This is a genomic window from Flavobacteriales bacterium, assembly GCA_025210295.1.
GTDB lineage: Bacteria > Bacteroidota > Bacteroidia > Flavobacteriales_D > Parvicellaceae > S010-51.
Map to the genome: position 1 here is coordinate 337,137 of JAOASC010000048.1, position 13,840 is coordinate 350,976.

Genomic DNA, 13,840 nt, shown 5'->3' on the forward strand with positions numbered 1-13,840 from the left:
ATCAAATACGGAATACTTGGTGTAGGATAGAAATATCCTTTGTAATTGGGGGTGGAATGTAATGAGTATAGTTTACATACTTATTGGATGTTTTAAAAAGATCAATATTAGGAAATAGAACTATAACAGCTACTAAAACTTGTTGAAATTGTTCTAATGAAAAATCTGAAATTTCTAATTCGCCACCATTATCTATAACTAAGCTTTCATTATGACAACAATTTCCTTTAACTGTTTCTCTATTATGACAGCTTTTAATTTCATTTTTTGGAGCTTCACAACAAGAAAGTGACTTCTTTTCCTGTTTAGGTTGCATCATCTCGCAAGGTTCTGCATCTCCAAAAAAACTAAAACTTTCTAATTCTCCTCCACAATAATGAATATCCATAGAAAAGCCTATTGATGAAGAAAACATCAAAAAAGCCATAAACATGGCAAGTGCTCGATATGAAAATTTAGTATCCATTATATTTAACATACATGTAACGCAAAATTACAACATATATTGTTACTTACGAAATAGTTAATGTGATATTAATTATTTCACAGTATTAACAACATTGAGAATCACCACAACTCCCATTTTCTTGAATAGGTGGGCATGGTACTGTTCCGTAAGAACAATATACACAGCAGTCACCTTCTAGCGGTTTTAATAATTCATTGCAACTTTCACATTGGTAAAACCAAGAACAGGCGTCAGTGGGCATTGTTTCAGTTTTTTGATGTTGACATTTAGGGCAAGTCAAAGTTGATTCTAATATAACATTCATTCTAATTATTTTTTATTGGTTTGTATCCAATACTATTAATTGCTTGATTGATTTCTTCGATTGAAGTTTGTTTTGTGTCAAATTCAATTACTGTATTTTTCTTTTCATAAGAAGTTTTAACACTCACGATTCCATTTAATTCATTTACAGCAAAATCGACATGGTTTTGACAAGCATCACAGGTCATCCCTTCAATTTGAATTTCTACTTTTTTAATATTCGAATCATTGTCAACTACAACTTCTTTTTTGTTGTCTGGGAAAATTAAATGAGAATAATAAGGAATCGTTATAGAAATAAATGAAAATAGAGTCATTCCTATAAGGAAACTTCTTTTTTGATAAAATTTGGGCTTTACAATTTCGCATCCGCAATCATCTACCTTTTTAGGATTTAAATGTGCATACCAAGCATATCCAATAGCAATGATTGCAATTCCTATTAAATAAGGACGAAATGGCTCCATCCAAGACAAACTAGAAGAAGCACCTCCAATTCCTGCTATTGCTGCAATTAAAGGAGGAATGCAACACGAAGATGCTGCTAAAGCGGCAATTACTCCAGTAATAATGGCTTTTTTTGAATTTCCTTTTTCCATATTAAGCAGTTTTAAGAATCATAGATTTGTTCAGTAAAATGAAAATATGATTGATAATTTCTATTGAATCAGAATTAATATGATAATAAATTGTTTGACCCATTTTTTCACTTCTCAATAGATTTGATTCTTTGAGTTTTCTTAGTTGCTGAGAAATTGCTGAAATAGATATACCCAGAATATCACTTAGATCACAAACGCAAATCTTATCCTCAGTCATAACCAGATAAAGAATTTTTAGTCTCGTGTCGTTACCTGCCAAATTCATTATTTGAGAAGCTTGGCTGATTTCATTAGAAATTTCTTCCAATTTTTCTATGCCTCTATTTATCAAGCTAACATTAGCACAGCCACGAATACAGTTTTGCTCAGTTTTCATAATTTATTATTTAAGCGAACGCTTAAATACAAATATAGACAAACTATTTAAGCATTCGCTTAAATAAAGGATTATTGTTTATCCGATCATTTCTTGACTATAAATAACATGCTTCAAAATTTGGTTTGATTTCTTACTATTTTGTAGTAGTTTAGAATTAATCCTAGGAACTTAATGTGGTCTTAATCTACTTATATCGCTTCCTTTGATCTCCCTCAGAATTAACTCAAAATCTTCCATTAAAAAGTTCGATACTTCCCCGAAGTTGACAACATTTATGCAGAGGTGGCGGAAAGGTATACGCGCTTGTTTTAGAAACAAGATTTTGAGGGTTCGAATCCCTCTCTCTGTACAAAAAAATGTATATTTATATACTTAGAAACTGAAACAAAATCTAGTATTACATTTACCCATTACAACAAAAACATGAAAGAATCTTTAGTCTTAAAAACAATTTTTAATGTTAAACCATCATTTATGTATAACGCTTGGTTAGATAGTAAAATTCATTCTGAAATGACTGGAGGTGAAGCTGAATGTTCAAAAGTAGTATCGGATACTTTTTCTGCTTGGGCTGGGTATATTACGGGGACAAACATTGAATTAATTGAGAACAAAAAAATTGTTCAAACTTGGCGGACTACCGAATTTGATGAAGCTGATGAAGATTCTATCCTTGTGATTGAATTCACTGAAACCCCTGAAGGTAAAACTGAGCTGTTACTCACACACACCAACATCCCAGAAGGACAAACACAATACAAGCAAGGTTGGCTTGATCATTATTTCTTACCTATAAAAGACTATATCAAGACATTAAAATAGATCACTAATTTTTCTTCTTTATCTGTTTTATGAATATTAAGTTCATTTAGTACTGAACTTTTTGTACATTTGGAAAATAATGACAGAAAAAGATCAATATATTGAACAAGTTGGGCTATTTTACGAAAAGTATGGCCTCCCTAAGATGGCAGGAAGAATATTGGGCTATCTAATTGCTTCATCTACTGAAAACAACTCTTTCGATGATTTAATGAATGCTTTACAGGCTAGTAAAGGTTCTATTAGTGGCAACCTTAAACTGTTGACCAATCAGAAAATGATTGAAAAGCACATGGTTACAGGAATTAGGCAATCATATTATCGAATAGCAACGAATAGTTTAAACAATATGATTGCCTCAAAAGTTGCTTCTATTGGACTATTTAAAGATATTATCGCCAAAGGAATTGCATTAAATGATAACGATGAAAGTTGGGTTAAAAACGAACTTAAATCCATTCACAGTTATTATGAATTCTTAGAAAATGAGATTCCTAAATTGCGGCTTAAATGGGAGCAATTGAATGCCAATAATAAATAAAAGAAGATGACATTAGAAAGGAAAGTTGCCAAAGTATTTAATTTGACTCATGAGAATTGGATGAAACACTCCAATCCATGGAGTGTATGGACTAGATATTCTGTTTTACCATTAATTGTTTTGGCTTTTTGGAGCCGATTGTGGATTGGCTGGTGGTGTTTAATTCCAGGAGGAATTTCATTGCTTTGGATGTTTTTTAATCCTGTATTTTTTAAACAACCAAAATCTACCAAAAATTGGGCTTCAAAATCGGTTATGGGAGAACGCGTTTACCTCAACAGAGATCAAATTGCTATACCAGCTATTCATCAAAAGCCAATTTATCAAATCTTAAATCTTATTTCATCGATAGGAATGGGGCTAGCAATATGGGCAATAGTTGTCTATTCTATTTGGGGAGCCGTTTTAGGTGTTGCATTGGCTTACCTTGGTAAGAGTTGGTATTTGGATCGAATGGTCTGGCTCTATGAAGACATGAAAGAAACCAACGCCGAATATAAAAGTTGGGATTATTAAATCCTCTTAAAATCAAAAAAAGCAGACTTCCAATTGAAAGCTGCTTTTATAATTTTACGTTTATAGCTTTTGATTAAACCAAGCCACTGCTTCTTTAATTGTTTCTTTTATTTCGGCTTCCTGATCATAGAAATTAAATTGATGATATGGCGATTCTAATTCCGTATCCATCCAATGTAATCGCTTATCTTCTGTACGAATTGCATTGAAAAACTTTTTCGTATAGTTAGGTAAAACGGCTCCATCTGAATGGATCATTAAAATAGGGCAATTAATCTTTTCTGCTGATGGCATTGGATTTGTTGTCAACCAATCTTCCCAAGACATTACTGCAAATTGATCAGCACTCCATTCCTTTATTGCTCCTCTTTCTGGGTTTAAGTAATAATCATACGGCCCGTACATTGCAGCAGTTTCATCGGTTGTAGAAATTGTTGGAATATAAGCTACTGAACCGTCTTGTGCATACTTCTTTTTAGCGGCTTTTGCAGCATTTATTTTTTCATTTACTCCTTCTTCGCCGCCATAAAATAACTTTACAGCCTCTTCATCATGCAGCCAAGATGCTGCGGTTACTACGGTATGAATTCGATCATCTTCGGCTGCGGCCATCAGGGTATACATTGCTCCAGCACATACTCCAAAAGCTCCTATTTTAGAAGTTTCAACTTCCTTTAGGCCAGACAAATAGGTTACCGCATTTTTAATGTCTACTTTTTTTAGTTGTGGACTTTCATAAAAACGTGGTTCTCCCTCACTTTCTCCAAAGTTTCTAAAGTCAAACGCTAATGTGATAAAACCTTGCTCTGCAAAATGTTGGGCATATAGTCCCGCCATTTGCTCTTTTACTGTAGTCCAACTTCCTGAAACAATTATTGCTGGATAAGTTGTCCCTTCTTTATAATTTGTAGGATAATACAAGTTCCCTACTAACTTTGCTCCTTCGCTGTTAAAATTTACTTTTTTCATTTTTATTTGATTTTGAGTATAGGCATTTAGAGTAAACATTCCCATTATTGCCATGATGATGATTGATTTCATTTTATTTCTTTTTTTGATTTTCTATTGCTATTCCTACTAATTCGGTATTTCCTGATTGATATTTAAAATTGAATCGCATTGCCGTAATCACCCAATGTTGCTTTTCTTTTTTCAATTTAAAATTATACGAACCTACTACTGTCCAAACATTGCCGTTTTCATTGGGGAGGTAATGTGTTGCTGTCCCGTAACAAAAACAATTGGCTTCATTCCCTTCTATCTCAACTAAAAAATTACCAATTTGATGATGTGTATAATCAAACCCTGGAAGTACTCCGCTCCATTGGTTAATAATCTCTGAAGGTGTTTGTATGACTGGAGGTTGATTACTCATAGATGAATAATCAAGGTCTACTTGATCACTAAAAACTATTTTAAGCTCTTCCCAATTCTTTTGATCTGTAGCGACAAATAATTGCGTAACTCTTTCTTGAATTGTTATTTTATCTGCTGTCATCTTTTGATTTCTGTTTTGAGCATACCCTATTTCAATAAGGAGTATGGCGATTATAATTAAATATTGTTTCATCTTTTTAGTTGATTGAATCGATTAATCCAAATGCTTTCGCTGCTACAATTGGGTTAAAAATTTCTACATACTCCGTGATCTTTCCATCATTGTTGAATCTAAAGGTTGAGTAATATTGATTTTCGTAAAAGCCTGCATCGTTTTTGAGTTGAATCTTTCCACGATATTTTACATAGATCAGGTTAGGATTTTCTGTCTCTAACAGTTCTTCAATGGTAAATTCCATACCATCAAAATTTTGAGGAACTGGCTCCCAATAATTCATCAGGGCTTTTTTTCCTTTAGCTCCGTTTGGAAACAAACCTGATGCATAAGGATTAATTTGCTCACCATCATCAGAAAACAAATCAACCATTGCTGAAATATTTTCATGTTCTAGGTACTGAAAAAAAGCTTGGACTTGCGCTTTATTACTAGTTGTTTCTTGCATAAGTTTTTGATGTTGATGTTTTAACTTTTCTGTTTTAGGATTGGATTGACAAGCCATAAAAAAAATTAAAACTGGTATAAATAATAAATGTCTCATTGTTGTATGTCTTTAATGACAATACAAATTTGAGCAAGAAACTTTTAAATGAATTTTCCAATTCAAATGAAGAAGTTTAAAAATCAAAGAATCGTTGATTTTCTGTATGAATTGGGAGTAAAAGTGGTATGTTTTTTAAAAAAAGTACTGAAGTTATTAGGCGACTCAAAATAGAGTTTATAGGCCACTTCTTTTATACTATCCTCGGTTTGCGTAAGCAATTCTTTGGCTCTTAATATAATATGACTATAAATAATTTGAGAAGCAGTTTGTCCAGTTAATTCCTTTACAATTGCATTTAAATGATTGGGATGGACATTCAGTTTATCTGCATAATAACTTGTTGAATGCAAGTTGGCGAAAGTATCTACAACAGTATCACCACGAAAACTAGCTACCACTAAAGCTTGATAGCGCGCCATCAATTTTAAGTTTGCTTTTTTGATGATTTTATCGCTTTCATCCAATGCGATTTGTTTTGAATAGCTTCTTTTTACAAAATTGAGCAATAGAATTAACCATGCTTCTATCAATTCAAACTTATCGCTGTTTGCTCCATAATACTCCTGCCAAACGTTTTCAAAGATTAGAAGTAACTGTTCAACCTCATCCTTACTTACCTCAAAAGGAATGGCTTCCTCTATTTTTAGAAATGGAAAATGACTCAGTAAATCATTAAAATGATGCGACTGCGCAATAAACTCTTTGGTAAACATCAAATAATACCCTGACCAGTTGGGTGCAATATCCCACGACAAGATTTGAAAAGGTGAGTTAAAAAAAACAGTTGCTCCCTGAGGAAACTGAGCATGATGGCCTGAAACCACTACCCCATCTCCTTCTGCCTTTATTGCTATGGCATAAAATTCATGTCTAAACGGTTTCATTTCTCCAATAACAGTAGGCATATTATCTTCAAACTTCCTTATATCAAAATGAGGGTGTTTTGGAGAAGATATATTTATTGCCTCACAATAATCAGCTATCCGTTTAAACAATTCCATATTACTAAAGTATAAAAAAAGCAGGCAAAAGCCTGCTTCTCAATTGGAATATGATTTAAATGAATTAAACCATTGTAATAATTTCACTTTCTGGCAACCTCGATTTAGGTGTTTTGTTTGTTGCATTAAAATCATCTGCTGCTCTATAACCTATCGATACAGCAGTGACCACAGTAAACCCTTTTTCTCTTAAACCAAACTCTTCATCCAAAGCTTTCACATCTATTCCTTCCATAGGAGCTGCATCTATACCTAAAGCAGCAACTCCTAATAAAAAGTTTCCTATGTTAAGATAAACTTGTTTCTCCATCCAGTGCGCTAAATCTTTTAAATCATATTTGTGAATATCTGCAAAGGTATTTCTTCCTCCATGCATCATTTGCTTTACCTCCTCATTAGGATATCTTCCATCTTGATCTTCTGTTGCTAATACATGCTTCATATATTCCTCATCTGCTGAAGTTCTTGAGCAGAATAGCACCACGTGCGAAGCATTTAAAACCTTTGCTTCGTTAAAAGCAAAAAAACCTTGAGTTCCTTTTGCTACTCTAGCTTTCCCTTCTTCTGTTCCTGCGATTACAAAATGCCATGGTTGTAAGTTAGTACTTGAGGGACTCATCCTCAATAAATTCTTAACCTGTGCTAAGTTTTCTTCCGATATTTTTTTACTTGGGTCAAAACTCTTAGTGGTATAACGCCAATTCATAATTTCTTTTAAATCCATAACTATACTTTTTATAGTTGCAAAACTAAGTATAGTATTGTAAGTTTGCAATAACGGTCAAAAAGGATAGTTTACAGTATGTACACAATAAACAACAAGCAATACCCTTGCAGCACCAGTGTTACAATGGGTTTAATTGGAGGAAAATGGAAATCAGTAATTTTAATTTATTTAGTAGAAAAACCGTTACGGTATAATGAAATTAGAAAAAAGATTCCTACAGTTACTGAACGAACACTTAGTCTACAATTAAAGGGCTTGGAAGAAGACGGCTTGGTAAAAAGGACGGTATACACCACAAAACCTCCTCTTAAAGTTGAATACGAACTAACTGAATTTGGAAAAACTTTAATTCCATTATTGCATTCCATTGCTGAATGGGGAATTGTTGCAATAGCGCAACATCAAAAGACTTAATGTTGTTCTAGCCAATCTAAAGCAATCTGCCATAACTGACTGTATTTGGAACTAAAGAACTTCATGTGTCCTATATCTTTGAACCCATTATCTGCTGGAATGAGCGTCTTAACTTCCACTTTTGAATTGGGATAAATACGTGTCATATCCTCAACATTTTTACTATTAGCAATACCATCATCTGTGGCATGTACCCACATAGAAGGAGCAGTGATAGCGTTGTATAAATGACTTTGAATATTTCGATTAAAATCGACGGCTACATAACCTTTTCCATTACACCATTTACTCCATTCTTTAGCCACTTGTTTGGGTAATGGCTCTCCCATTCCCACCCATTGTGATTTAATATGCCCAAATAATAAGTTATTGATTGGTATAAACACATTGAGAAAGAAAGTCGCTTGAAATTTAAAAAAGCCACTCATATTGCTCAAACTTCCCGAAGATGAGGCAAAATTAAAGAGCGATTTTATTTGAGAAACGTCCTCCATTAGCCCTGTTAATTGCCCACCAGCACTATGCCCTACAATATGATATTCAGTATTGGGAAAGCTTATTTGTAATTGGGAAAAAGCAGCTGTTAAATCCAATTTCCCCCAAGCAATTAATGATGGGTTACCACTATTAATTGACTTTCCTTGTTTGGATCCTCCAATTCCTCTGTTTTCAAAACAAATTACTCCATATCCATTTTCTGCTAAAAAGGTGGCAAACGCGTTATAAAAACGCTTCTTAATACCTGTAGCAGGCGCGATTAATACAGCTGCTTTGATGTTTTCTGGTTTATATAACATTGCTGACAACAAAAAATCATCAGTACATTTTATATTCATTTCTGTTTGCTCCATCTCTGTATATTTTCCTATAAAATAGTGTTATTCAACTACTCCCAAAACGTTATAAAACATTTATAGACTTCCTCTGTGCTTTCTTTTTTAATTAAAACCAATGGACTTCTATTCAATTCAATTACCTTTTTTATCGGTTCAATTTGGTTGTAAAAATCTAGTGTTTTACTGAGTACCTCCTCTTCAATAAACCAATCTTTTTTTTGTGGAAGGGCCCATACATAATTATTTTTTTTTAGCGTTTTTAAAAATGATTCATTAAAAGAAAAATAGCTATAGTTTGTGATTTTTTCATCTGTTATTCTATTCCATTGGTGACCTAAAATCAGGTTCACATGGGCTATCGGTCTTTGATATTTTTCTTCTAGACTATCCCATAATCCATGAAGTTGATTTAACTGATTGGTATACTTTTCTTTCTTTAATGCTAAACTATCTTTTAGATTTGGGCCCACCCAATTATTTTTCTTTTTTAAATAAACTTTTGTTGCTATTTCAAGGTGAACTAATCGTTGTGTTAACTTATCAAACAATAAAAAATCTATCTCCCCAATTGTTACTCCACGCGCTACAAATTGGAGGTTCTGTTCTTTTACTTCAAAGCGATTAGTAGCCCTTAATAGTTGGCCAAAAATATATTCATTAAGTTTCCCAAGAGGCAGGTTATAATTTGAATTGATGTCAAGAACTATATTCGAAAGCCCTACACTTTGTATTTCGTTCCAGATATCGTTACCAATGGAATTTGACTCAATTAATCTAAGTCCCAAAACTGATTGAACGTAATCATCTTTAGAACAAATCATTTATCAAAATATAAATTAAACCTTATTTAAAGCTTGATTCTACTTTCTCTACCTTTTGCATTACAGCTGCTTTCAACCCTTCCTTATAATCCAACATTTTTTGTTGAATCGCTTTGTCCCCTACGGATAGAATTTGCAATGCTAATAACCCTGCATTTTTAGCACCATCTAAAGCTACTGTAGCAACCGGAACACCTCCTGGCATTTGTAAAATAGACAATACAGAATCCCATCCATCAATAGAGTTTGATGATTTAACAGGCACTCCAATTACAGGTAATGGTGAGATTGCAGCGACCATACCAGGCAGATGTGCCGCTCCTCCAGCTCCAGCGATTACCACCTCTATTCCTCTTTGATGTGCGTTTTGAGCAAAATCAAATAAGCGTTCTGGTGTTCTGTGCGCTGAAACCACCGTTAATTCATAAGCAACTCCAAATTCTTCTATAATTTCTGCTGCTGCATTCATCACTCTTAAATCAGAGTCTGACCCCATGATTATACTAATTTTCGGTTGGCTCATATGCGATAACTTTTAATGTATTTTTTACAATTGCTGCTTTTTGTTTAGCTTCTTCTATTGTTGTTCCTAAAATAGTAACATGTCCCATTTTTCGGAAAGGTTTGGTTATTCTCTTTCCATAGATGTGTGGCTTAACTCCCGGTATTTTTAGCACCTCTTCTAACCCCTCATATTTTACATTCCCTGTATATTCTGGTTCTCCCAATACGTTCAACATCACCGATGGCGACAAAATTGATGTATCTCCTAAAGGCCAGTCAAAAATTGCTCGTAACTGCTGTTCATATTGAGACGTAACATTAGCTTCAATAGTATGATGCCCACTATTGTGGGTTCTTGGGGCTGATTCATTAACTAAAATATTCCCTTTCTTATCTAAGAATAATTCTACCGCTAACAGCCCTACCAAATCGAATGATTTAGCGACTTCTTTTGCTATAGCTATTGACTTTTCTTCAACGGCATTAGAGACATTTGCAGGACAAATCAACTGTTCTACCAAGTTCGCTTCGGCATTAAACTCCATTTCAACTAATGGAAAACATTCAACAGCCCCCGAAGGATTTTTGGCCACAATAACAGAAAGTTCTTTTGCTATATCAACAGCATCTTCTATAACACATGGTCCCTCCATTAAGCTGTTGAGCTTAGCAGGAGTTGTTATTACTGCTACTCCCTTACCATCATAACCATCAGTTCGAGATTTTTGAACAAAGGGATAGCTTATTTCATTTTTATCCAAAGCAGCTAATACCTCAACTTTACTTGTATAAAGCTTAAATGGAGCTGTTGGGATATTATGCTTTTCGTAAAAAAGCTTCTGTAACCCTTTATCTTTAATGGTGTTCAATGTCTCAGGATCTGGGTATATCGTTACCCCTTCCTTTTTTAATTGTCTTAATGCTTCAATGTTGATGTGCTCAATCTCAAAGGTTAATAAATCAACTTGTTTACCAAACGCATATACATCTTCATATTTTGTTTGATCCCCTTTAAAAAATTGATGACAAATTTGAGCCGCTGGGGCTTGTGGAGATTGATCCATTATAGACACTTGGATATCAAAAACACTTGCAACTTGTGTAAGCATTTTTCCTAGCTGACCTCCAGACATTATTCCCAGCTTAAAACTGGACGAACTTTTTTGAGACATCTTTTTACTGCTTTTTTGCAAATATAAGCACTTGATTTTAAAGCAGCCTACTGAATAGGATTTAGTTATGCATTAAAATCGAAAACTAGCATTAAGCTCACCATTTACATGAGGTGTTGTCGATTGATAATTTTGATAGATATTTCGTAAGCCAACCCCTACTTGTCCTGAAATACTAAAATGGTCATTAAAGTGCACCACCAACCCATTATTAACATAAGCTGAGATAAAATTGCTTTCAGCAGGATAATAATAAGAGCTATAATGAGGCTCATAATAATTATAATAATAATAGTTTTGATTAATCTTTCCTATACGAGTAGATAACCCTGTATAAAACGAAACTGTTTTCTGACCTAATGGATAATAGTTAACATCTAATCCTGTCTGCATTTTTGCATTATTACTATAATAATTATTTACAAAAGCTGCAGATATTGGAATTTTAATCCCCAACTTAGATTTAACAAATAAACGCTCATAAGAGATTCCAACTCTAGAAACGGTTAAATCTCCATAATTAAATGAGATTACATTTTTTGACTCATTATAATCCTGAGCAACTGTTTTAATTACTTCTTGCGAACCATTTTCATATAATATATTCGTGACTTCACGGTTTCTAACTTCATAAGATGGTCCTTCTAAGTTATCGTATTTTTTATAAGAAATTGTTTTTACACCAACATTTAAAACTTTTGCCTTTATACTGGTTTTATTTTTAAGGTTAATCACGTCCTGACTCATTAACGTTCCACTTATTAAAGCTCCTGCAATAACGATATACAACTTCATATTTTTGTTTTTTACCCTTATTAACGAACTATCTTTTTATTTATTGTCATCAACCAAACAAATACATTTATCTAAACATTAGTATTACTTATCAAATAAAAAGTATCATTTGTTTTGTTTTTTACTTTAATATGTTAAATTCGATTCTTATTAACAATAAATTAACAATTATGAAACAAATGATTATCCCATTGTGCCTATTTGGTAGTATTACCAGTTATGGCCAGGAGGTAATTGCAAGTGGAGGAACTTCATTTAGTAATTCAGATGGCTCCGTTGAATGGACCATTGGGGAACCCGTTATTGAAACCTTAGAAAGCAATTCTAATTTTGCTACTCAAGGATTTCACCAAACGCAATTGCAAGTCACAGCAATTGACGAAAGCAACACTTATTATGATGTTGCTGTTTTTCCTAACCCCACACAAGGTAACGTCGAAATTCAAATCAAAGACTTAACGGAAGACTTGAGCATCAAAATTTTTGATGTCGCTGGAAAATTGATTATGCAAAAGCCTTATCAAATGCACGACCAGACACAAACCTTTGATTTGAGTAAAATTGAATCGGGAAGCTATTACTTACAATTAACAGGAAAAGAAAAAATAAAAACATTTACAATTATTAAACATTAAGCCCTATGAAAAAAATTATACTTACAGTTGGGATGTTCATTGCAATGGCGGGAATATCTTATGCTCAAGCCCCAGAAGAATTTAACTACCAAGCCGTAGCAAGAGACGTCTCTGGAAATGTAATTCCTAACCAAACTATTGGAGTAGAAATTTCCATTTTAGAAAGTTCAAGTAGCGGAACAGTTATCTATACAGAAACACACGCTCCAACTACTAACAATTTTGGTTTACTCAACCTTAATATCGGTAGGGGGACTATTGTTTCAGGAACATTTAACACCATTGATTGGGCCAACAACAACTATTTTGTTCAGATTAGTATGGACATGACAGGAGGAACAAATTACAATATTATGGGGACTTCTCAATTGATCTCTGTCCCTTATGCTTTACACGCAAAGACTGCTAACTCTGTTGCCAATGACATGGTAGATGATGCTGATGCTGACCCAACCAATGAGCTTCAAACATTAACAATATCGAATGATACGATATATATATCTAATGGAAATCATGCACTCTTACCTTCAGCTGTTGACACAGATGAACAGACGCTTATGTTGAGCAATGATTCCTTATTTATTTCTAATGGAAATGGAGTCTCATTAAGTACTTATGCTGTTGACATGGTCGATGATGCAGATAATGATCCTACTAATGAAATTGAAACATGGAGCACTTTATCGGGAATTCCTGCAGACTTAGCTGACGGCATCGATAATGTAGATGACGCAGATGCTGATCCTAGTAACGAGCTTCAAGACATTTCTCTTTCAGGAACAAACTTATCCATTACAAGTGGTTCGACTGTTGACTTATCGGCTTTACAAGATGGCGTAAATGATGCGGATGCTAACCCTACTAACGAGATTCAGGACATCTCTTTAACCGGAACAAACTTATCCATTACGAGTGGTTCGACTGTTGACTTATCGGCTTTACAAGATGGTGTAAATGACGCAGATGCGGATGCTACGAATGAAATTCAGGACATCTCTTTAACTGGAACAAACTTATCCATTACAAGTGGTTCGACTGTTGACTTATCAGCTTTGCAAGATGGAGTAAATGACGCAGATGCGGATGCTACGAATGAAATTCAGGACATCTCTTTAACCGGAACAAACTTATCCATTACAAGTGGTTCGACTGTTGACTTATCGGCTTTACAAGATGGCGTAAATGATGCGGATGCTAACCCTAC

At 33.9% G+C, this 13,840-nt stretch carries 20 protein-coding genes and 1 tRNA gene; 7 read left to right on the forward strand and 14 right to left on the reverse strand.

What is annotated here, in order from left to right; translation table 11 throughout:
• Position 1 precedes the first annotated feature (1 nt).
• From N4A35_17775 to N4A35_17790, 4 genes are all read right to left on the reverse strand, one after another.
• Positions 2-466 (reverse strand): hypothetical protein, encoded by a 465-nt coding sequence (locus N4A35_17775; protein ID MCT4583260.1) that lies wholly within the window; start codon positions 464-466, stop codon positions 2-4.
• 85 nt (positions 467-551) lie between these two features.
• A complete protein-coding gene (locus N4A35_17780) occupies positions 552-773 on the reverse strand; it encodes a hypothetical protein (GenBank protein MCT4583261.1) in 222 nt (73 codons plus the stop codon).
• 1 nt (position 774) lies between these two features.
• Positions 775-1,371, reverse strand: coding sequence for a mercuric transport protein MerTP (gene merTP, locus N4A35_17785; GenBank protein ID MCT4583262.1), 597 nt, complete (start codon positions 1,369-1,371; stop codon positions 775-777).
• 1 nt (position 1,372) lies between these two features.
• Complete coding sequence (locus N4A35_17790; GenBank protein MCT4583263.1) at positions 1,373-1,750, reverse strand: metalloregulator ArsR/SmtB family transcription factor; 378 nt, start codon at positions 1,748-1,750, stop codon at positions 1,373-1,375.
• Positions 1,751-2,029: 279 nt separating this feature from the next.
• Here N4A35_17790 and N4A35_17795 point away from each other — a divergent pair.
• The 4 genes from N4A35_17795 (at position 2,030) to N4A35_17810 (ending at position 3,632) form a co-directional block, all read left to right on the forward strand.
• Positions 2,030-2,102 (forward strand) — tRNA-Leu (locus N4A35_17795).
• A 74-nt stretch (positions 2,103-2,176) separates the two neighbouring features.
• A complete protein-coding gene (locus tag N4A35_17800; protein ID MCT4583264.1) occupies positions 2,177-2,575 on the forward strand; it encodes an SRPBCC domain-containing protein in 399 nt (132 codons plus the stop codon).
• 79 nt (positions 2,576-2,654) lie between these two features.
• Positions 2,655-3,116, forward strand: coding sequence for a hypothetical protein (locus tag N4A35_17805; GenBank protein ID MCT4583265.1), 462 nt, complete (start codon positions 2,655-2,657; stop codon positions 3,114-3,116).
• A gap of 6 nt (positions 3,117-3,122) precedes the next feature.
• On the forward strand, positions 3,123-3,632 hold the full coding sequence (locus N4A35_17810; protein ID MCT4583266.1) for a hypothetical protein: 510 nt from the start codon (positions 3,123-3,125) through the stop codon (positions 3,630-3,632).
• A 60-nt stretch (positions 3,633-3,692) separates the two neighbouring features.
• Here the strand turns inward: N4A35_17810 and N4A35_17815 are convergent, their stop codons facing one another.
• From N4A35_17815 to nfsB, 5 genes are all read right to left on the reverse strand, one after another.
• Entirely contained in the window at positions 3,693-4,673 is a 981-nt protein-coding gene (locus tag N4A35_17815) for an alpha/beta hydrolase (GenBank protein MCT4583267.1), read from the reverse strand.
• 1 nt (position 4,674) lies between these two features.
• Positions 4,675-5,202, reverse strand: coding sequence for a nuclear transport factor 2 family protein (locus N4A35_17820; GenBank protein ID MCT4583268.1), 528 nt, complete (start codon positions 5,200-5,202; stop codon positions 4,675-4,677).
• A gap of 4 nt (positions 5,203-5,206) precedes the next feature.
• Positions 5,207-5,728 (reverse strand): nuclear transport factor 2 family protein, encoded by a 522-nt coding sequence (locus N4A35_17825; protein ID MCT4583269.1) that lies wholly within the window; start codon positions 5,726-5,728, stop codon positions 5,207-5,209.
• Between the two features lie 83 nt (positions 5,729-5,811).
• Positions 5,812-6,732: a helix-turn-helix domain-containing protein gene (locus tag N4A35_17830; GenBank protein MCT4583270.1), complete on the reverse strand. Its 921-nt coding sequence runs from the start codon at positions 6,730-6,732 to the stop codon at positions 5,812-5,814.
• A gap of 64 nt (positions 6,733-6,796) precedes the next feature.
• Complete coding sequence (gene nfsB / locus N4A35_17835) at positions 6,797-7,456, reverse strand: oxygen-insensitive NAD(P)H nitroreductase (protein ID MCT4583271.1); 660 nt, start codon at positions 7,454-7,456, stop codon at positions 6,797-6,799.
• Positions 7,457-7,534: 78 nt separating this feature from the next.
• Between nfsB and N4A35_17840 the strand changes: the two genes are divergently transcribed.
• Complete coding sequence (locus tag N4A35_17840) at positions 7,535-7,873, forward strand: helix-turn-helix transcriptional regulator (protein ID MCT4583272.1); 339 nt, start codon at positions 7,535-7,537, stop codon at positions 7,871-7,873.
• On the opposite strand, the gene N4A35_17845 is transcribed toward N4A35_17840, so the two are convergent.
• From N4A35_17845 to N4A35_17865, 5 genes are all read right to left on the reverse strand, one after another.
• Positions 7,870-8,724 (reverse strand): alpha/beta hydrolase, encoded by an 855-nt coding sequence (locus tag N4A35_17845; GenBank protein ID MCT4583273.1) that lies wholly within the window; start codon positions 8,722-8,724, stop codon positions 7,870-7,872. The two genes, N4A35_17840 and N4A35_17845, sit on opposite strands and share 4 nt — an antisense overlap.
• 35 nt (positions 8,725-8,759) lie before the next feature.
• Entirely contained in the window at positions 8,760-9,530 is a 771-nt protein-coding gene (locus N4A35_17850; protein ID MCT4583274.1) for a DUF1853 family protein, read from the reverse strand.
• Positions 9,531-9,552: 22 nt separating this feature from the next.
• Entirely contained in the window at positions 9,553-10,053 is a 501-nt protein-coding gene (purE, locus tag N4A35_17855) for a 5-(carboxyamino)imidazole ribonucleotide mutase (protein MCT4583275.1), read from the reverse strand.
• Positions 10,034-11,206, reverse strand: coding sequence for a 5-(carboxyamino)imidazole ribonucleotide synthase (locus tag N4A35_17860; GenBank protein MCT4583276.1), 1,173 nt, complete (start codon positions 11,204-11,206; stop codon positions 10,034-10,036). The genes purE and N4A35_17860 overlap by 20 nt, the downstream gene beginning before the upstream one ends.
• Positions 11,207-11,278: 72 nt before the next feature.
• Positions 11,279-12,001, reverse strand: a complete 723-nt coding sequence (locus N4A35_17865) for a hypothetical protein (protein MCT4583277.1) — start codon at positions 11,999-12,001, stop codon at positions 11,279-11,281.
• A 170-nt stretch (positions 12,002-12,171) separates the two neighbouring features.
• On the opposite strand from N4A35_17865, the gene N4A35_17870 reads away from it, so the two are divergent.
• Both N4A35_17870 and N4A35_17875 read left to right on the forward strand, forming a co-directional pair.
• The gene (locus N4A35_17870) at positions 12,172-12,636 is read left to right on the forward strand and encodes a T9SS type A sorting domain-containing protein (GenBank protein MCT4583278.1); all 465 of its coding nucleotides are present in this window, start codon (positions 12,172-12,174) and stop codon (positions 12,634-12,636) included.
• Positions 12,637-12,641: 5 nt separating this feature from the next.
• The coding region (locus N4A35_17875; GenBank protein ID MCT4583279.1) for an MSCRAMM family adhesin SdrC at positions 12,642-13,840 on the forward strand (1,199 nt) is incomplete at its 3' end.